Below are 19,977 nucleotides of genomic sequence, written 5' to 3'. Positions count from 1 at the left end.
CGTCAAGGTTTGATAACGCTTTCACGTGTGGGCTCCTCCCCCACCCGCCCTCACCCCCATCGGCGTCCCGCCGAACTCGTCGGCGGCGCGGACCTCACGAGCGCCTCGCCGAACTCGTGAGCGGCCCGGCCAACTCGTGAGCGCCTCGCCGAACTCGTGAGCCACAGCCCGTACCGGTCGGGCGACCGCTGTCACTCACGAGTTCGGCGGCCGATTCACGAGTTCGGCGACCCGGGCGGCGCTCGGCAACCCGGTGCGAGGGCTGCGGGCAGACCCCGGGCGGGGCGCATGGGCGCGGCCGGGATCACCGTCACCCAGCGCGCCTCCCAGCCGACGCCGTCCTCACGATCGCCTCGCCGAACTCGTGAGCGCCTCGCCGAACTCATGAGCGCCTCGCCGAACTCGTGAGCCACGGGCCGTACCCGTCGGGCGACGGCTCTCGCTCACGAGTTCGGCGGCCGATTCACGAGTTCGGCGAGCGGGGTGCGCCGATGGCGCGAGCGGCGCGGCTGGCGGCGCGGCTGGCGGCGCGAGCGGGGCGGGTGGGGACAGGGACGCGGCGCCGTCAGCGGCGGGGGGCGCCCGTGCTCTCGCGGATGACCAGGCGTGGGGCGGCCGTGGACACCAGGGGCGCTTCGCCGGTCGTGATCATGAGGTGAAGCTGGGAGAACGCGCGGTGTCCCAGGTCGATGAAGTCCTGCGCAACGGTGGTCAGAGCGGGGATCGCGACCGCGGCGAGAGGGAAGTCGTCGAAGCCGACGACGCTCACGTCGTCGGGCACACGCTTGCCCGCCTCGTGGAGGCCACGGATCACGCCCATCGCGACCTCGTCGTTCCCGCAGATCACCGCGGTCACGTCCGGCCGGTGCGCCAGCTGCAGGCCCACCTCGCGCCCGGAGGCCGGGTCCCAGTCCGCGGCGATGATGTCCGGGATGTCCAGGCCCGCTGCGCGCAGCGCGTCCTCCCAGCCCAGTGTGCGTCCCATCCGCGGGATGGCCTGCGGGACGGAGACGTGGTGGACGGTCGCGTGCCCGAGGTCGAGCAGGTACTCGGTCGCCTCCTGGGAGGCCAGGCGGTCGTCGAGGAAGGCCTGCGGCCCGGTCGCGTCGACGTCCCCCACCGCGACGGCGGAGACCAGCGGGACCGTCCGGGGGAAGGCGGACTTGGCGAGGATGCCGGCCTCGTCGAACTCGAGCACCACCACCCCGGCCACGGGCTGGCCCAGGACGAGGTCGACCGTCGTGGCGATCGACGCCTCGTCGGGGGTGTCCACGACCGTGATGACCACGAGATAGCCGGCCGCACGAGCGGCCTCCTCGATCCCCTGGATGGTCATGGCGTAGCCGTAGCGGGTGGTGTTCCCCGAGACGATGCCGATCATCGACTGCCGTCCGCTGACCAGGGCCCGGGCCGCGGCGTTGGGGCGGTAGCCGAGCTCACGGATCGCGGCCATGATCCGCTCGCGCTTGTCCTCGCTGACCGGGGTCGACCCGGTGAGGACGCGCGAGACGGTCGGGACGGACACGCCGGCGAGGCGCGCGACGTCCGCGATGACGGGAACCTTAACCGCTGGAGGGTGGGCCACACCCCAGAGAGTAGCGGGATCGGCACCCGTTGGCGCCTGTTTTCGCCCGAGCCGGGTGTATCTCACCCGCCAAGTCGTGGCAGAGTTCAGAGGTACGCGTTGCGTGATCTTGAGGAGAGCGGATGGCATCGGGGCTCTCGGGGGGTCTGTGGGCGGGTCGAGAGCTTGTCGACCGGATGGCCAGGCAGTCGCCCGCACGCCTTGCGATCACCGTGTTCGCTGCCGTGATCGCCCTCTTCACGGCACTGTTGTCGACCCCGCTGGCCGCCGCGAACGGCACCCGGGCCCCCTTCGTCGACGCCTTCTTCACCGCGACCTCCGCAGTCTGCGTGACCGGCCTGGTCACGGTGCCGACCGGGACGTACTGGTCGAGCTTCGGCCAGGCCGTCATCCTCGTGGCGATCAAGGTGGGTGGCCTGGGGGTCATGACTCTCGCCTCGATCCTCGGGATGGCCGTCTCCCGGCGGATCGGTCTCACCCAGAAGCTGCTCACCGCCTCGGAGACCAAGACCACCAGCCTCGGCGAGGTCGGCTCGCTCATCCGAGTCGTCGTCATCACCTCCACGGCGCTCGAGGTGGCGATCGCAGCACTGCTCATCCCCCGGTTCCTGGTCCTCAACGAGAGCGCCGGTGAGGCCGTCTGGCACGGAGTGTTCTACGCCGTCTCCGCCTTCAACAACGCGGGGTTCGTCCCGACCGCCGCAGGTCTGGCCCCGCACGCGGGCGACTGGCTGCTGCTCATGCCGATCGTCATCGGGGTCTTCATCGGCGCGCTCGGCTTCCCGGTGATCCTCAACGTGGCCCGCAACCGCCGGCAGATCCGCCGGTGGAGCCTGCACGCCAAGCTCACGGTGGTGACCTCCAGCCTGCTCGTCCTCGTCGGATCTGCCCTGCTGGTGGCCCTGGAGTGGATGAACGCCGCCACGATCGGCGCCATGCCGGTCGGGGAGAAGATCCTCACTGGCCTGGTCATGGGCGTGATGCCGCGGTCGGGCGGCTTCTCGACCGTCGACGTCGGGCAGATGCGCGAGGCGTCCTGGCTGATCACCGACGCGCTGATGTTCGTCGGAGGCGGGAGCGCCTCGACTGCCGGTGGCATCAAGGTCACGACGCTGGCCGTGATGATGATCGCGATCCTCTCCGAGGCCCGCGGCGACCGGGACGTCGAGGTCTTCGGACGGCGCATCCCCCGCGAGACCCTGCGTCTCTCGGTCGCGGTCGTCTTCGTCGGCGCGACCGCGGTCCTGGTAGCCTCCCTCCTCCTGCTGGAGATCACCGGCTGGTCCCTCGACGTCGTCCTCTTCGAGGTGATCTCGGCCTTCGCGACCGTGGGCCTGTCGACCGGGATCACCCCGGACCTGCCCGAGGCAGGCAAGTACGTGCTCATCGCTTTGATGTTCATCGGCCGTACCGGCACGATGACCCTTGCAGCAGCGCTCGCGCTGCGCGACCGCCGTCGGGTCATCCGACTGCCTGAGGAAAGGCCGATCATTGGTTGACAGCACAGCGGCGAGAGTCGCACGCAGCGCAAAGGCCGCCGCCAAGGCGGACGCCGGCATCCTGGTCATCGGGCTGGGCCGGTTCGGGTCCTCCTTGGCCATGACCCTGGACCGGCTCGGTCAGGACGTGCTGGCGGTCGAGCGCTCCCCCTCCCTCGTGGCGCACTTCTCCGACCGGCTGCCGATCGTGGAGGCCGACGCCTCCAACCCCGAGGCGCTCGACCAGCTCGGCGCGCGGGACTTCTCCGTCGCGGTCGTGGGGGTGGGCACCTCTCTCGAGGCCAGCGTGCTCATCACCGGGAACCTGGTGGACCTCGGCACCCAGCAGATCTGGGCCAAGGCCGTCTCCGCCGAGCACGGTCGCATCCTGCAGCGCATCGGGGCCCACCACGTGGTGTTCCCCGAGTCCGACGCCGGCAACCGGGTGGCCCACCTCGTCTCGGGCAAGCTGCTCGACTACATCGAGGTCGAGGACGGCTTCACGATCGTCAAGATGCGCCCACCCAAGGAGACCCAGGGCTTCACCGTCGCTCAGTCCAAGGTCCGTGAGAGGTACGGCGTGACGATCATCGGCGTGAAGTCCCCCGGCCAGGACTTCGTCTACGCGGAGCCCACGACGCGGATCTCGGTCAACGACCTGCTTGTCGTCTCGGGCCACTCCGACCTGCTCGAGCGCTTTGCCTCACGGCCGTAGCGGCAGTAGCAGCGGCAGCAGTAGCAGCGGCAGCCGGCGCACCTGGCTCGTCCGACGCGCCCAGCGCCGCCTCGGTCCCCAGCTCGGCGACCTGCGCTACGTCGCCCAGGTCGATCGGGGTGAAGGGCCGCTTCGGCGTCCTCTTCTGCGGAGCCGACGCGCTCGTGCGGACGGGGTTGCCCCCGACCACGGTCGGGGCGCCGATCCTCGTCGGCTGACACCCGCCGAGCCGGCGCCGTGGGGGTGACCCCACGACGCCGGCTCGGCTGTCATGTCTCGGTCGTCGCCGGCGCCGGCCAGCGGGCCGTCAGCTCCGTGCCCGGCGGCGGACCAGGACCGTTCCTGCTGCCACCATGGCCGCGGCCAGCAGCGCGAACAGCGCGACCTCCGAGCCGGTCAGCGCGAGCGGCTTCGACCCGGTGACGGTCGGGCCTGCGCCCACCTGGCCAGCGGAACCGGCACCGCCAGCGCCCGGGGCCGGCGACCCGGTCGCCGGGTCCGTCGGGATGATCGGGAGCGTCGGGACGGTCGGTACCGTCGGGTCTGTCGGCACGACCACCACGGGCGGGTCGACGGGGACGGTCGGCAGGTCGGTCCCGAACCGCAGGAACGTGATCGAGCTCTCCGGGAACTCGTAGGTGAACGAGTTCCCCATCCCCGTGACCTGGCGTTCCACCGGGACGATCCGCCGTGGAGCGGACATCGTGTTCTCCGCGGCGAGGTCTCCGGTCATCTCGGTGACAGTCGCCTCGTCATCGATGGTCACGTCGCCGGTGATGGTCACCGGCGCCGTGATGGCCGACGTCGAGGAGTTGACCACCTTGAGGACGAGGTCGCCCGTCGCGTCGTCGCGCGTGACGACCTGGTAGAGGTCCTGCTCGACGGTGGTGTCCGTGTACTCGGTGATGAGCACGTCGTCGAGGTAGAGCTTCTGGGTCCGTCCCTCGACGACCACCTTGACCGTGTACTGCGACCCGGTGGTGATCGACGTCGCGGAGCCCGCGAGCTCGACCGACGCTCCGGAGCTCGTCTGCTGGATCGCGGAGCGGGTGTTGGCCCACCCGCCGAGGTTCCACCACGTGTACGTGCCGGCGTCCTGGGCGCCGTAGCCGACGAGGAAGCCCTCGTTGCCCGCAATCTTGCGGGCGTCGACCTCGAGGGTGTAGCTGTCCCACCCGCTGGCGTCGACGGTCGGGGTGCTGCGTGCGTCCTCCACGGTGGTGCTCGTCTGGCGGTATTCACCGTCGACGACCGCCCACGTGCCCGACGTCGGAGCCCAGTCGGCTGCGCCGTCGGAGAAGTCGTCCTCGAAGAGCACGTCACCGGTCTCGTTGGAGGTGACGCGCACGTTGTCGTACGCGGCCGCCGTGAGCCAGGTGGACAGGAAGACCCCGCCGGACAGCGCGTCCGCGGCCGTCGTGGGCTGGGTCACGGTGGAGGGCACCACCGCGTCCCCGACGTTCTGGGCGAACATCGTCTGCACGTAGTAGTTCGCCGAGCCGTAGGCGCCGGCGTTGTCGAACCAGATCGCGTCGGGGTCCCACTGGACGTAGTCCTCGTTGGCGAGGAGCGGGGCGTAGGACGCAAGGTCGATCACGTCGGCGTTGCGCTCGATCCCGGTCATGAACGCTGCCTCGGAGAGGGCGTTGTAGAACGTGTTGCCCTTCGAGGCGTACTCCCCGATGAAGACGTGCGGGCCCGAGCGGTCGTAGGAGTCGTAGCGGTTGGCGTTGGCGAAGAACCACTCGGGCGAGTTGTAGTAGTGCTCGTCGACGAGGTCGGCGCCCTGGTCGCGGGCGAAGTCCCACAGCTCGTCGAACCAGGCGCCCGCGGACGTCTGTCCCGAGTTGGAGATGATCTTGATGTCCGGGTAGGCGGCCTTGACCGCGTCGGAGAACAGCGGGTAGTTGTCGAGGAACTCGCGCTGGATCTCTTCGTTGCCCAGGCCGATGTACTCAAGACCGAAGGGCTCCGGGTGGCCCATCTCGGCGCGGACGGCGCCCCACGGTGTGGTGACGGCGCCGTTGGCGAACTCGATGAGGTCGAGGGTGTCCTGGACCCACTCGGCGAGCGCCTCGGTGTCGGTGAGGGGAGCCGGGCCGCCGCAGCCGTTGACGCCGACGCTCACGACGGGCAGCGGGGTGGCGCCGAGGTCCTCGGCGAGCAGGAAGTACTCGAAGTAGCCGAGCCCGTAGGACTGGTTGTAGCCCCAGAAGTTGTAGTTCGTGGGCCGCTCCTCGAGCGGGCCGACGGTCTCCTTCCAGCGGTAGGTGCGCTTGCGGTCGTAGTTCGGCGCACCGTAGGCGTCGAAGGTCCCGACGTTGGTCACGCACCCTCCCGGGAAGCGCAGGAACTGCGGGTCCATGGCCTCCATCATCTCGGCGAGGTCCTTGCGCATGCCGTTCTCACGGCCCTGGTACGTGTCGACCGGGAAGAGCGAGACCATGTCCAGGCGCACGTCGCCCGAGCCGGCGGCCAGCACCGCGAGGCGTGCGTCGGCCGTCGTCGTGGACGCGGTGAAGGTCGCCTCGTAGCGGGTCCACTCGTCGCCGACCACGTCGACGGTGGTGGAGCCATGGACGATCGCGCCCGTGACGTCCTCGACCTGGACGGTGAGCGGCGTGGTGCCCGCGTCCGTCCGGGCGAACACCGAGAAGCGGTACTCGGCGCCGGCGGTGAGCGCGATCCCGGAGTTGTAGCCCGTGTTCCGCACCCCGCCGAGGGAGTCAGCGGTGCCGGTCACCGGAAGGTGGAGGTAGAACCGGTTGTTGTCGTTGAGCCTCTCGGCGTCGGTCACCACGACCGGGGTCACGCTCGCGCCGCTGCGCTGCACGGTCTCCCAGGCGGTCAGGCCCGTGTAGGAGGAGTTGTCGGCCGTCGAGTACTCGAAGGAGCGGTTCTGCACGAGCTCGGCGTAGAGGCCGCCGTCGGCCGCACGGTTGATGTCCTCGTAGAAGATGCCGTAGAGGTCGTCGCTGATGTCGGTCGTGGCGCCGTCCGCGTCGATCGTGATCGCATGGCCGGCGGCCACCTGCGGGGCAGCGCCGAGCACAAAGCGGGTGGCAGTGGCCTCGTCGGTGAGGGCGAGCAGCCCGTCGACAAGGCCGACGGCCAGCTCACCGGACTCGGGGCGCAGGAGGAGCTTGCCACCGCCGGCGTCCTGCAGGCGCAGCGTCGTGGCGACGGCGCCGGCCTCGGCGAGGACGAGCCGGCCAGACGCGTCGAGCACGAGGGCGCGCCCGGTCGCCGTGTCGGTCAGGGTGATCCCGCCGCCGGTGGCGGTCGCCTGGAAGGCGAGCGTCGGCGTCGGGCGGGCGGCGCCGAGGGAGATGGTCCCGTCGGGCTGGAGCGTCAGGTACGGACCGTCGGTCACGCTGCGCAGCCCGAACGCTTCGGGTGGCACGACGTCGGAACCTTCAGCGGACTCCACCGCGACGTAGTCGAACGTGGCCTGGTGGCTGGTCGCGTCTGCCGCCGCGAGGGCGTACACCCCGACCTGGGTGACGGGGAACGAGACGGTCTGGGAGGACGCCTCGACCCATGCGCCGTCGACGACGTAGCTCGTCGTGATGACGTCCCCCACCCGCTGGATGCGCAGGGTCTCCGACGTCGAGCCGGTTCGGGGGACGAACGAGGATCCATAGACGGCGCCGGTCTCGATCCCGGTCTCCACCACGACCGGCCCGCCGGCGGCGAAGCTGACGTGGGAGAGGCCGAGGCGGACGTAGTTGTCGATGTCCTGCCACGCGATGAGACCCGCGCCCTGGAAGTCCTTGCTGACCGGCGCCCTCACCTGCGTGACGACGGCGAAGTCACCGACCGGGACGTCGACGAGCACGATGTTGCGGGCGGTGTTGCTGCCCTGCCAGGTGTCACCGGCCAGCGACGCGATGGTCAGCGCACTGTCTCCCAGCGTGACGTTCTCCGGGACGGCGTCGCGCACGGTCCAGCGGGAGTCGAGCTCGGTCCCGTCGAACTCGTCGACCCACGCGCCCGCGGGCAGCAGCTCGGGCTGCGCGGCAGCGCTCGCCGGCGGCGCCGTCGCGGGGACGGATACCGCGACGACGGTGCCGACGAGCGCGAGGGCGAGCGTCGAGGCCAGCGCACGTCCTCGCCGGTGTCGGGTGGTCTGTTCAGTGGTTCGCATGGGGCTCCTGCCACAGTCGAGAGGGGTGCTGCCGAAAACGATCTACATCGATGTAGATCGTGGGCACGACAAAAAACGTCGCCGTGCCTGGAGTGTGGAGCCGGCGCTACCTGCGCCGGAGGATGAGGGCTCGCTGGAGGACCACGAAGCCGAGGAGGACGACGCCGATGAAGACGCGGGTCCACCACGAGTCGAGGCCCTCACGAGCGATGAGCACCTGGATGAGTCCGTAGACCAGGACACCCGCACCGGTCCCGAGGACGTAGCCACCACCGCCGGTGAGGATCGTGCCGCCGATGACGACGGCCGCGATCGCGTCGAGCTCCATGCCGATGCCCGTGAGGTTGAACCCGGACTTCGTGTAGAAGGCGAAGAGGATCCCGGCGATGCCGGCGCAGGTGCCGCTTATCACGTACACCCACACCTGGGTGCGGGCACTCTTGAGCCCCATGAGCTCGATGGCGTTGCCGCCGTCGCCCACCCCGATGCCGTAGACGGACCGGCCGAACCGGGTGTAGTGCAGCATGTAGAAGGCGACCAGCAGCACGAGGAGCGCGACGACCATGGAGAGGTTGATCTTCCAGATGTCGCGCCCCTCGCCGAACTTCAGGCTCCACGAGGCCAGACCCGCGAACTTCTCGTCCTTGATCGCCAACGACTGCACGCTGACGACGTTGCACAGGCCCCGGGCGAGGAACATCGCCGCCAGGGAGGCGATGAACGGCTGTATCGCGAAGTACTGGACCATCACCCCGATGAGCAGGCCGAAGGCCGATCCGATGAGCACCCCGACCACGAGGACGACCGACAGCGGCAGGCCGAGCGGCAGGAGGGTCGCGATGACCAGTCCGACCAGCGCGACGACCGCCCCCACCGAGAGGTCGATGCCACCGGTCAGGATGACGAAGGTCATCCCGACGGCGAGCACCAGGAGATAGGAGTTGTCCACCAGGAGGTTGGAGAAGAGCTTGACGGAGATGAAGTGACGTTCGCCGCCGTAGCGCGCCTCCCCCACCGCGAGCATGATGACGAGGGTGAGGAGGGTCCCCACGACCGGCAGGAACCGGCGGTCGAGGACCCTGGAGAACAGCGCCGAGGTGGCCTTCTTGGCCCGCTCGGACGGGGTGGGCGAACCGGCGCCGGTCGGTGCCTTGGGCACTGTGGTCACGGACATCAGACGGTCTCCTCCACGGTCTTGCGTCCAGCCACCGAGGGCAGCCGGACGGAGCCGATCATCTCTCGCAGCTTGGGCGACTGGGCGACGCACACCGCGATGATCACGATGGCCTTGAACAACGGGGTGATCTGGGACGGGATGTGGAAGATGACCACGGCGCGCTCGATCGTGCTGAGGATCAGCGCCCCGACGACCGTTCCGCCGAGGTAGAACTTCCCGCCCGCCAAGGTCGTGCCACCGAGCACGACGCACATGATGGCGTCCATCTCCTTCATCAGGCCGATGTTGTTGGCGTCCGCCGCCATCGTCGGCGCTCCGTAGACCAGGCCGGCCAGGCCTGCGAGCAGCCCGCACAGGATGTAGACGAACCACGTGATGTTCCGCGAGGGGACGCCGGCCAGGCGGGAGGCCTCGCGGTTGATGCCGATGCTCTCGAGCAGCATGCCCAGCGCCGAGCGCCGGACGAGGAGGGCCACGAGCACGAACACGACCGCGGCGATGACGACCGGGGTGGGCACCCCGAGGATGAAGCCGGAACCGATGAACTTGAACGGGGCGCTCGTGACCGTGGTGATCTGGCCCTGGGTGATGAGCATCGCGATCCCGCGACCGGCGACCATGAGGATCATCGTCGCGATGAAGGGTTGGATGCCCAGGACCGAGACGAGGAAGCCGTTGAAGGCACCGAACAGGAGCGCGACCGCCAGCCCGATCGTCACCGCGACGAGGACCGTCGAGACGCTCCCGGCGGTCGGAGAGCTGTCGAGGTAGGTCAGGGACACCGCCAGCGAGATCGCCATGACGGCGCCCACCGACAGGTCGATCCCGCCCGTGGCGATGACCAGGGCCATCCCCAGTGCGAGCAGCAGCGGGGTCGCGCTGAACCGCAGGATGTCGATGATCTGGCCGAAGAGGTGACCGTCCTGTACGGTGATGCTCAGGAAGCCGGGGCTGCGGACACCGCAGGCCAGCAGCAGCGCGATGAGCGCGACGACCGGCCAGAACAGCCGGTGGTGGACCACCTGCTGCAGGCGGGCGCGCCCTGCGCTCGTGACACGGACCTGCACGTCGTTGCTCACGCCGCGCTCCCTTCGTTGGCTGCGATGCTGGTGAGGATCGTGTCGGGGGTGACGTCGGTACCGTTCTGGATCTGCTCGACCATCACCCGGTCACGCAGGATCCCGATCCGTTGGCTCACCCGCAGCACCTCTTCGAACTCGGAGGAGATGAAGACGACGGACATGCCGTCGGCCGCCAGGTCGGCGACGAGCTTCTGGATCTCCGCCTTGGCACCGACGTCGATGCCGCGGGTGGGCTCGTCCAGGACGAGGATCCGCGGCGACGTCGCGAGCCACCGGGCAAGGAGCACCTTCTGCTGGTTGCCGCCGGAGAGGTTCTTGATGAGCATGTTGGGGTTGGCGGGATAGATGTTCAGCGCGGTCATGTACTTCTCCACGAGCGCGTCGAGCTCTCGCTTGGGCACCGGCCGCCACATGCCGCGGATCGTCTGGACGGCGATGGCGATGTTCTCGCGCACCGTCAGGTCACCGATGATGCCTTCCTTCTTGCGGTCCTCGGAGGAGAAGGCGATGCCGTGCTTGAGGGCAACGAGGGGATCGGACAGCTTGACGGGCTTTCCGTCCAGCTGGATCTCTCCCTCGTCCGGCTTGTCAGCACCGACGAGCAGCCGAGCCGCCTCGGTCCGGCCCGAGCCGAGCAGGCCGGCGAGACCGACGATCTCGCCGGGGTAGAGCGCGAGGTCGTAGGGCGTGATCTGACCGTGCTTGCCGACTCCGACGGCGGCGATGGCGTGCACCTCACCGTCGTTGTGCACGCGGGCACCGGAGCGTGCACCTTCTTCGATGCTGGCCAGCTCCTCCCCCGTCCGCCCGATCATCTTCGAGATGAGCTCGAAGCGCGGCATCTCGGCGGTCAGGTAGCTCCCGACCAGCCGGCCGTTGCGCAGGACCGTCAGCCGGTCGGAGATCTCGTAGATCTGGTCGAGGAAGTGCGAGACGAAGAGCACCGCCACGCCCTTGGCGCGCAGGCTGCGGATCACCGCGAAGAGCTCGTCGACCTCGGCCTTCTGCAGGCTCGAGGTCGGCTCGTCCAGGATGAGGACCTTCGCCTCGACGACCGTGGACCGGGCGATCGCGCAGAGCTGCTGGACGGCGATCGAGTGGGCGGAGAGGGTCGAGGCGGGATCGATGTCGAGCCCGAGGTGCTGGAGGTAGCCGGCCGCCTCGGCACGCATCTTCCGCCAGCTGATGAAGGGACCGGTCCTCGGCTCGTGCCCGAGCATGACGTTCTCGGCGACGGAGAGATTCGCGCACAGGTTGACCTCTTGGTAGACCGTGCTGATGCCGGCCTTCTGGGCTTCGCTCGGTCCGCTGAAAGACTGTGGTGTCCCAGCGACGAGGATGCGACCAGAGTCGATCGGGTACACCCCGGTCAGCGCCTTGATGAGGGTCGACTTGCCCGCACCGTTCTCTCCCATGAGGGCGTGCACCTCGCCCGGGTAGAGCGTGAAGTCGACTCCGTCGAGGGCCTTGACCCCAGGGAAGGCGATCGTGATGCCGGTCATCTCGACGGCGGGGGGCGCTGCTGACACTGATGTCTCGGACATCGTTGTCCCTTCTCCTGCTATCTGCTGGACGCGCCGTGCGCGCACGCGGGTGTGACGAACAGCGTCGATCGATCCGTGGGCGGGCCCGCAGGCCCGCCCACGTGGTGCTCGGTCTGGCTCAGCGACGCTGAGACTCAGAAGGAACGACCGTCGATGACTTCCTGCGTGATGGTCTGGTCGAAGGCCTGGTCCGTCACGATCGTGGACTTCTCGACCGTCTCGCCCGCTGCGACCTGCTGGATCAGCTCGAGGAGCTGGTCGCCGAAGGCCGGGTTGCACTCGACGACGAAGTTGAACTTGCCCTCGAGGAGCGCGACGAGCCCGTCGTGGACGCCGTCGACCGTGACGATCTTGATGTCGACGCCGGGAACCTTGCCCGCAGCCTCGATGGCCTCGATCGCGCCGAGTCCCATGTCGTCGTTGTGCGCGAAGATGAGGTCCAGGTCGGGGTAGGCCTGGAGCGCCGCCTCGACGGCCGCCTTGCCCTCGGTACGGGTGAAGTTGCCCGACGCCTCGCCGATGACGTTGTCACCGACGACCGAGCGGAAGCCTTCCTGACGGTTGGCCTGCGCACCGGAACCCATGGTTCCCTGGAGCTCGAAGATCTTGGCGTCGGGGTGGTTCTCCTTGACCCACTCGCCGGCGGTCACGCCCTCGGCCGTGAAGTCGGCACCGATCCAGGTGACGAAGGGGTCCTCGACCGTGGTGTCGACCGTGCGGTCGACGAGGACCACGGGGATTCCCGCGTCCTTGATGTCCTGGAGGACCTCGTCCCAGCCGGTCTCGATGACCGGGGAGAAGGCGATGACGTCGACGTCCTGGTCGATGAAGTCGCGCAGCGCCTTGATCTGGTTCTCCTGCTTCTGCTGGGCGTCGACGAAGGTGAGGTCGATCCCGTTCTCGGCCGTGAGGTTCGCCTTGACGGACTCGGTGTTGGCGGTGCGCCATCCGCTCTCCGCGCCCAGCTGGGAGAAGCCGACCTTGATCGAGTCGCCTCCCCCGGTTCCGGCGTCAGCCGTGTCGTCGTCGGCCCCACAGGCTGCCAGCGACAGCAGGGAGAGGGCGGCAATGGCACCGACAACTCCGCGTGTGAATGACTTGGTCATGTCTCCTCCTTGAGAACAGCCTGATCATCGATGATCGATCAAGCGTGGGTCGGCGGCCGTCGTTGGCCTCGCTTGCTTGAATGTTAGCGCTCACACTTGCTCGAATGCACCAGGAGTGGGTAACTCTTTCGTAACGGAAGTCTGGCGTCGATCCAGGACGTCCTCACCCGTCCCGGTCATTGCCCTCGCCAGGGGCGGGAGCGCCCGCTGCTGACAAGTGGGACACGAGCCGGTCCCTCTCCTCGCTCGAGATCGCGGTGATCGAGCCGTGACGCGGGCTGGCGGGCAGCTGGACCCCCGCGCACAGGGTCCACGGACCGGCGGCCAGGTCCGTCGTCTCGAAGGGGAGGTAGCCCCGCTCGCCGTACTCGTCGATGAACAGGTACCAGCGCTCCTCGGTCAACGACTTCACGATGCAGGGCCCCTCGCCGCGGCTGATCCCCACCGCGGGGTCCGGGTGGATGCCGATCGCCCCGGCCAGGTACTCCCACCGGGTGCTCAGCAGGTCGGTGCTGCGCTCGAGCAGGACGGACTTGCCGTCAAGCCCGCCCCCGCCGGCCCCGCCGACGTCCCGCTCGTCCTTGGTGAACCGGTAGAAGGCGCCGTCGTGGGCGATCACCGTCGAGTCGATCACGGAGTGCCCCGGATCGATCCAGACCCGGGCCGGGGTGAACGAGCGGAAGTCCGTCGTCGTGGCGAGCAGCATCCGGTTGTAGCTCGTTCCCGCGTGCTCGGCGTCGCCCGGGGGATAGAGCATCGAGGCCCAGTACACCGCGAAGGCGCCCGACTCCTCGTGCCAGGTGACCTCGGGGGCCCACACGTTGCCGGCCTCCGGTCCGGCGACCTCGGCCAGCCACGGCTCGCTCCAGCTGACCAGGTCCGGGGACTCCCACACGACGATCGACCGGCTGCCCGTGCGCTGGCACGTCATCCAGTCGTCGCCGGGGTGGATGCGCAGGTCGGTCGCGATGAGGAAGAACCGGTCCCCGGCCGGGTCACGGACCAGGAACGGGTCACGGACACCGCCCTGCCCGATCGTCGAGGTGAGCACCGGCCGGCCACCGTTGAGCTCGTCCCAGGTGAGCGGGCTCTCCCCGCGGCTGACGGCGAAACGCACCTGCTCGCCGTCGGGCAGGTGCTCGCCGGTGAAGTAGGTGAGGAGGAAGGCGGCATGGTCGCTCATGGTGGTCCTGTCGTGAGAAGGGTGCGGCAGATGGCAACGGCGGGGCCGCAGCTCGCGCTGCGTCCCCGCCGTCGTGGCTGCGCCCCCGGGCGCAGCGGTCTCAAGAGCCCTGCTGTGTCAGAAGCCCTGTGCCAGGCGGTAGTAGGCCTGGTTCCAGCGCAGCTCCTGGGCGAACTGGCGGGCCTCGGTCTTGTCGTTGATCGTCACGAGCTCGGTGCGAGCCATGTCGGAGAAGTCCTGGAAGGCCTCCAGGCCCACAGCCGTGCTCATCACCGTGTGGTGCGCGGCGCCGGCCAGCAGCCAGGCCTGGGCGGACGTGGCGAAGTCGGGCTGCGGCTTCCACACGGCGCGGGCCACGGGCAGGTTCGGCAGCTCGTGCGCCGGCTCGATGACGTCGACGACGTTCACCGTGAGGCGGAAGCGCTCGCGCATGTCCGACATCGCCACGACGACGGCGGGGCCTGCGTCGGTGTTGAAGACCAGGCGGACCGGGTCCTCCTTGCCGCCGATGCCGAGCTCGTGGATCTCCAGGCTGGGCTTGGACGTGGTCAGCGAGGGGCAGACCTCGAGCATGTGCGCGCCGAGGATCTTCTCGTCGCCGGGGGTGAGGTCGTAGGTGTAGTCCTCCATGAGGGAGGCGCCACCGGGAAGGCCGTGCCCCATGACCTTGGCGACGCGGACGAGGACGGCGGTCTTCCAGTCACCCTCGGCGCCGAAGCCGTAGCCCTCGGCCATGAGCCGCTGCACAGCGAGGCCGGGCAGCTGACGCAGGTCGCCCAGGTCCTCGAAGTTCGTCGTGAAGGCCCCGAAGCCTCCGGCCTCGAGGAAGGAGCGCAGGCCTGCCTCCTGGCGGGCGCCGTAGCGCAGCGACTCGTGGCGGTCCCCGCCGGCGCGCAGCTCGGGTGCGACGTCGTACAGCTCGTCGTACTCGGCGACGAGGGCGTCGATGACGGACTCCTCGACGGCGTCGACCGCGGCGACGAGCTCGTTGACGCTCCAGGTGTTGACCGAGACGCCGAGGCTGATCTCGGCCTCGGTCTTGTCGCCCTCGGTGACCGCGACGTTGCGCATGTTGTCACCGAAACGGGCCACGCGGAGGTTGCGGACGGCGTCGAAGCCGGCGGCCGCGCGCGACCAGGTGCCGATGCTCGCGATGACTGCCGGGTTGGACACGTGCCCGACGACGGTCTTGCGCACCGCACCCATGCGCGTCTGGATGTACCCGAACTCGCGGTCGCCGTGGGCGGCCTGGTTGAGGTTCATGAAGTCCATGTTGATGTCTGCCCACGGCAGCTCGACGTTGGCCTGGGTGTGCAGGTGCAGCAGCGGGGTGTCGAGGGCGTCGAGGCCGCGGATCCACATCTTGGCCGGGGAGAACGTGTGCATCCAGGCGATGAGGCCGATGCAGTTCTCGTCCGCGTTGGCGGCCAGCGCAAGCGCCTTGATCGAGTCGGAGTCCTTGAGGACGGGCTTCCAGACGACCTTGACCGGGACCTCGTCCGCGGCGCCGATCGCGTCGGCGATGGTCCGGGACTGGCTCGCGACCTGGAGGAGGGTCTCCTCGCCGTAGAGGCCCTGCGATCCGGTCAGGAACCAGATCTCTTTTCCTTCGAGCGGGTTCTTCATGGTGTGTCCTTTGCTGGCGGGTGGGCCCCTGAGGGCAGGTGCTGGTCGTGCGAAGCGAGTGCGCTACTTGCCGTAGACGTTCTGGTAGCGGTCGTAGAGCGAGTCGATCTGCTCCTGGGGGATGCGGGTGGGCTCACCGAGCTGGCGGGAGATGTGCACGGTGCGCGCCACCTCCTCGACCATGACGGCCGCCTTCACGGCTGACTTGGCGTCCTTGCCGATCGTGAACGGGCCGTGGTTGCGCATGAGGACCGCCGGGGAGCGGCTCGTCGAGAGCGTGTCGACGATCCCCTTGCCGATCGAGTCGTCGCCGATCAGCGCGAACGGACCCACGGGCACGTCGCCACCGAACTCGTCGGCCATCATCGTCAGCACGCACGGGACCGGCTCGGCCCGCGCGGCCCACGCCGTGGCGTAGGTGGAGTGGGTGTGCACGACGCCGCCCACCCGGTCCATGTTCCGGTAGACGTAGGCGTGGGCAGCGGTGTCCGAGGACGGGTTGCGGGTCCCGTCGACGAGGTTGCCGTCCAGGTCGCAGACCACCATCGACTCCGCGGTGAGCTCGTCGTAGGTGACGCCCGAGGGCTTGATGACGAACAGGTCCGCCGACTTCAGGCGCTGGGACACGTTGCCCGCGGTCCACACCACGAGCTCCCACCGGGGCAGCTCGGCGTGCAGGCGCGCCACGATCTCACGGACCTCGGCGACCTCGGCCTGGACCTCGGCGGGGTAGCCGGCGAGCCCGGAGGCGGTCATGCCTGGGCTCCGGTCGTGACGGCGCTGGTCTTGACGGCGCGGCGGATGCCCTTGAGGCGGTGCATGACCTCGTTGGCCCCGCGTCCGAAGTAGTCGTGCAGCAGCGTGTACTCGGCGAAGAGCGCGTCGTAGCGGACCGCGTTCTCCTCGATCGGGGTGTACGCGGCGACGGTGCGCTTGCCCATGACCTTGGCGGCCTCGCGGACGTCGGCGTAGGCGCCGGCGGCGACCGCTGCGTGGATCGCGGAGCCCAGGGCGGGGCCCTGGTCGGAGGCGATCGTGGAGAGGGAGAGCCGGGTGACGTCCGAGTAGATCTGCATGAGCAGCGCATTCTTGAGCAGTCCGCCGGCCACGACGAGCTCGGTCACCGGCACGCCGGAGGTGTTGAACGCCTCCACGATCGTGCGCGTCCCGAAGGCGGTCGCCTCCAGGAGCGCCCGGTAGGTGTCCTCCGGCTTGGTCGCGAGCGTCTGCCCGACGACGATCCCGGACAGCTCATGGTCGACGAGGACCGAGCGGTTGCCCGAGTGCCAGTCGAGGGCGACCAGACCGTGCTCGCCGATCTGCTGCCGGCTGGCCAGGTCAGTCAGGTGCTGGTGGACCGAGATGCCCGCCGCGGCGGCCGCGTCGACATAGGCCGGCGGCACGCAGGAGTTGACGAACCAGCCGAAGATGTCACCGACGCCGGACTGGCCGGCTTCGTAGCCCCACAGGCCCTCGACGATGCCGCCGTCGACGACCCCGCACATCCCGGGGACCTCGTGGAGCTCCTCGCCGTTCATCACGTGGCAGGTCGAGGTGCCCATGATCGCGGTCATCTGACCGGGCTCGACGGCGTTCGCGGCCGGGGCGGTCACGTGCGCGTCGACGTTGCCGACGGCCACGGCGATGCCCTGGGGCAGTCCGGTCCAGGCGGCGGCCTCGGCGGTCAGACGGCCCGCGACGGCGCCGAGCTGGCCGATCTCGTGGTCGACCTTGTCCTCGACGAAGGAGGCGAAGTCGGGGTTGAGCGCTCCGAGGAAGTCGGCGGAGGGGTACTCGCCGTCCTGGTAGATGCCCTTGTAGCCGGCCGTGCAGGCGTTGCGCACGTAGGCGCCGCCGAGCTGCCAGACGATCCAGTCGGCCGCCTCGACCCAGTGGTCGATACGGTCGTAGACCTCACGGTCCTCCTCGAGGATCTGCAGGCCCTTGGCGAACTCCCACTCGGAGGAGATGAGGCCGCCGTAGCGGGAGATCCACGTCTCCCCGCGGGCGTGAGCCAGCTCGTTGATGCGGTCCGCCTGCCCCTGGGCGGCGTGGTGCTTCCACAGCTTGACGTAGGCGTGCGGGCGGTCGGCGAATCCGTCGAGCTCGCACAGCGGCGTGCCGTCGGTGGTCGTGGGCACCATGGTGCAGGCGGTGAAGTCGGTGCCGATGCCGATGATGTCGTTCACGTCGATGCCGTGCTCGGACTGCGCCTGCGCGATCGCGGCAGGCACAGCGATCTTGAGCACGTCGACGTAGTCGGCCGGGACCTGCAGGGCCCACTCCGGCGCCAGGGCGACGGGCGACCCGGAGGCTGACGCGGGGCCGGCGGTCAGGACGTGGTCCATGACGGCGTGCGGGTACTCGTGCACCCCCGTGCCGAGCTCGGCACCGTCGTGCACACGCACGATCACCGCGCGGCCGGAGAGTGTTCCATAGTCGACGCCGACGACGAGGGCGCGCTGCGGGTCAGTCATTCGAAGCCCCATTGCTACTAGGTCCTGCTGTGAACTGTGGACTGCCATACCTCATGGTCGATGACCACCGGCGAGCACGCCCGGCATGGAGGCCGTCGCGTCCGCCGAGCTTGGGCGACGACGAACGCGACGACAGCCCAATGTTAACGTTCACAACCCCCAGAAGCAACACCCCACCCCACCCCCGCCCACCCCCGCCCTCCCCCTCCCCTGTCAACCCTCCCGCTGAGTGCTGGGTTGTCCGGGGAAACGCCGGGGCAAAGTCAAGTAGTCAGGACAACGGGGTGGGCTATGCCGCCAGCAGCAGGTCGTTGAGGCGGTTGGCGGGGGTGTCGAGGTTGAGGGTGGGGCGGGGCCGGCGGTTGAGCTTGGCGGCGACCTGGCGGAGGTCGTCGGGGGTGTGAACGGACAGGTCTGAGCCTTTCTCGAACCAGAACCGCAGGAGCCGGTTGGTGTTCTCGTTGGTGCCCCGCTGCCAGGGCGAGTGGGGGTTGCAGAAGTACAGCTGCAGGTCCAGGGCCGTCTGGATCTGGGCGTACTGGGCCAGCTCGGTTCCGCGGTCCCAGGTGATCGAGCGGCGCAGGTGGTCAGGGAGGTCCTTCATCTCCTCGATCATCGCAGCCGCGACCGTCTCGGCGGTGTGGTCACCGGGCAGGTGCAGCAGGATCGTGAACCGCGTGGCCCGCTCCACCAGGGTCCCGATCGCGGTCCCGTCGCACCCGATGATCAGGTCCCCTTCCCAGTGCCCCGGGACCGCCCGGTCCTGGACCTCGGCGGGCCGGTCACTGATCTTCAACGCGTCCTTGTAGGGGCTGTTGTTGGGCCGGGTGTCGATGTTGGGGACGCGTCTGCGGCGCTTCAACGACAGCTTCTGGGCCAGGTCCGCCCGCAGACCCCCGCGGGTCTGGACGTAGAGGGCCTGGTAGATCGTCTCGTGACTCACCTGCATAGTCTCGTCGCCGGCGAAGTAGAACTCCAGCATCGACGAGATGAGCTTCGGGCTCCAGCCGTCGTCCATCCAGACCGCGATCAAGTCGCACAACGGCGCGTTGTCGACGAGCTTGAGCGCCTTGGGGCGCCGGCGCTCCTGGAACGCCGTGCGATGGGCGACCGAGGCGTAGTAGACGCCGTCGGGGCTGGTGTTGCGCTTGACCTCCCGCCAGATCACCGACTTGTTGCGACCCGCGAGCCGGGCGATCTTGGCGTAGCTCCAGCCGTCATGCAGGCCCGCCTGGATCATGCCGCGCTCGGCCAGCGTCACCTCCCGGCCCCCAGGCTCAGCAGGAGGAACCGGACCAGCCAAACCACCAGTGGCACCACGCGAGATCTCCATGCCACCAGACTGAGCCCACCACCTCGAGCCACTGGCCGGATGAGCCCCGACACGCTGAGCAGCGACCTGAACGGACACCCCCGAACACACCAGATCCACGAACTTCGTCCGAGTCCCAGCAGGGAACAACTTGACCATCACACGCTCCATTCAGACGAGCGTTGCTCTGACCATATGACTTTGCCCCGGCGTGTCTGCGGAGGATCCCGCACTCAACGGTGTTGGGGCGGGCTGGGGTCGGACGGCAGCCGGAGAGGGGAGGTGGGGTCGGCGGTTTGTGTCCGGGGACGACGAAAGCCCACCCCCGAAGGGGTGGGCTTTCGTTGAAAGGTTGTCCGGCAGCGACCTACTCTCCCACACAGTCACCCGTGCAGTACCATCGGCGCAGTGAGGCTTAGCTTCCGGGTTCGGAATGGGACCGGGCGTTTCCCTCACGCTATGACTGCCGTAACTCTATTAGGTTATCAGACCGGGAACTCACGGCCGTACCCTAAGAACTGCACAGTGGACGCGTAGCACACAAA

Annotated in this window: 13 protein-coding genes and 1 rRNA gene; 2 read left to right on the top strand and 12 right to left on the bottom strand. The window is 68.9% G+C overall.

From position 1 onward, the window contains the following. Window positions 1-565: 565 nt before the first annotated feature. On the bottom strand, window positions 566-1,585 hold the full coding sequence (locus ACWA15_RS03220; protein WP_464058017.1) for a LacI family DNA-binding transcriptional regulator: 1,020 nt from the start codon (window positions 1,583-1,585) through the stop codon (window positions 566-568). Between the two features lie 122 nt (window positions 1,586-1,707). Here ACWA15_RS03220 and ACWA15_RS03215 point away from each other — a divergent pair, with 122 nt between their 5' ends. Both ACWA15_RS03215 and ACWA15_RS03210 read left to right on the top strand, forming a co-directional pair. Further along, entirely contained in the window at window positions 1,708-3,084 is a 1,377-nt protein-coding gene (locus ACWA15_RS03215; RefSeq protein ID WP_464058016.1) for a TrkH family potassium uptake protein, read from the top strand. Continuing rightward, window positions 3,077-3,778 carry a potassium channel family protein gene (locus tag ACWA15_RS03210; protein WP_464058015.1) on the top strand — a complete coding sequence of 234 codons (702 nt, stop codon included), beginning with the start codon at window positions 3,077-3,079 and terminating at the stop codon, window positions 3,776-3,778. The genes ACWA15_RS03215 and ACWA15_RS03210 overlap by 8 nt, the downstream gene beginning before the upstream one ends. Window positions 3,779-4,085: 307 nt before the next feature. On the opposite strand, the gene ACWA15_RS03205 is transcribed toward ACWA15_RS03210, so the two are convergent. The 11 genes from ACWA15_RS03205 to rrf form a co-directional block, all read right to left on the bottom strand. After that, entirely contained in the window at window positions 4,086-7,925 is a 3,840-nt protein-coding gene (locus tag ACWA15_RS03205; RefSeq protein WP_464058014.1) for an alpha-L-arabinofuranosidase C-terminal domain-containing protein, read from the bottom strand. 106 nt (window positions 7,926-8,031) lie between these two features. Continuing rightward, window positions 8,032-9,099 (bottom strand): ABC transporter permease subunit, encoded by a 1,068-nt coding sequence (locus tag ACWA15_RS03200; protein ID WP_464058013.1) that lies wholly within the window; start codon window positions 9,097-9,099, stop codon window positions 8,032-8,034. Further along, entirely contained in the window at window positions 9,099-10,181 is a 1,083-nt protein-coding gene (locus tag ACWA15_RS03195) for an ABC transporter permease (protein WP_464058012.1), read from the bottom strand. Before ACWA15_RS03195 ends, ACWA15_RS03200 begins: the two co-directional genes overlap by 1 nt. After that, window positions 10,178-11,728 (bottom strand): sugar ABC transporter ATP-binding protein, encoded by a 1,551-nt coding sequence (locus ACWA15_RS03190; protein WP_464058011.1) that lies wholly within the window; start codon window positions 11,726-11,728, stop codon window positions 10,178-10,180. Before ACWA15_RS03190 ends, ACWA15_RS03195 begins: the two co-directional genes overlap by 4 nt. A 134-nt stretch (window positions 11,729-11,862) precedes the next feature. Then, window positions 11,863-12,834, bottom strand: coding sequence for an ABC transporter substrate-binding protein (locus tag ACWA15_RS03185; RefSeq protein WP_464058010.1), 972 nt, complete (start codon window positions 12,832-12,834; stop codon window positions 11,863-11,865). Window positions 12,835-12,997: 163 nt separating this feature from the next. Continuing rightward, window positions 12,998-14,017, bottom strand: coding sequence for a glycoside hydrolase family 43 protein (locus ACWA15_RS03180; RefSeq protein WP_464058009.1), 1,020 nt, complete (start codon window positions 14,015-14,017; stop codon window positions 12,998-13,000). 117 nt (window positions 14,018-14,134) lie between these two features. Beyond that, the gene (gene araA / locus ACWA15_RS03175; RefSeq protein ID WP_464058008.1) at window positions 14,135-15,643 is read right to left on the bottom strand and encodes an L-arabinose isomerase; all 1,509 of its coding nucleotides are present in this window, start codon (window positions 15,641-15,643) and stop codon (window positions 14,135-14,137) included. 63 nt (window positions 15,644-15,706) lie between these two features. After that, entirely contained in the window at window positions 15,707-16,399 is a 693-nt protein-coding gene (locus ACWA15_RS03170; RefSeq protein WP_464058007.1) for an L-ribulose-5-phosphate 4-epimerase, read from the bottom strand. Beyond that, window positions 16,396-18,120, bottom strand: coding sequence for a ribulokinase (araB, locus tag ACWA15_RS03165; RefSeq protein ID WP_464058006.1), 1,725 nt, complete (start codon window positions 18,118-18,120; stop codon window positions 16,396-16,398). Before araB ends, ACWA15_RS03170 begins: the two co-directional genes overlap by 4 nt. 289 nt (window positions 18,121-18,409) lie before the next feature. Beyond that, window positions 18,410-19,591 (bottom strand): IS30 family transposase, encoded by a 1,182-nt coding sequence (locus ACWA15_RS03160; RefSeq protein WP_464058005.1) that lies wholly within the window; start codon window positions 19,589-19,591, stop codon window positions 18,410-18,412. Window positions 19,592-19,786: 195 nt separating this feature from the next. Beyond that, window positions 19,787-19,903, bottom strand: a 5S ribosomal RNA gene (rrf, locus tag ACWA15_RS03155). Window positions 19,904-19,977: the final 74 nt, after the last annotated feature.

The organism is Sanguibacter sp. TS_SC_8 (genome assembly GCF_055361235.1).
This window is presented reverse-complemented; position numbering and strand designations above follow the sequence as displayed.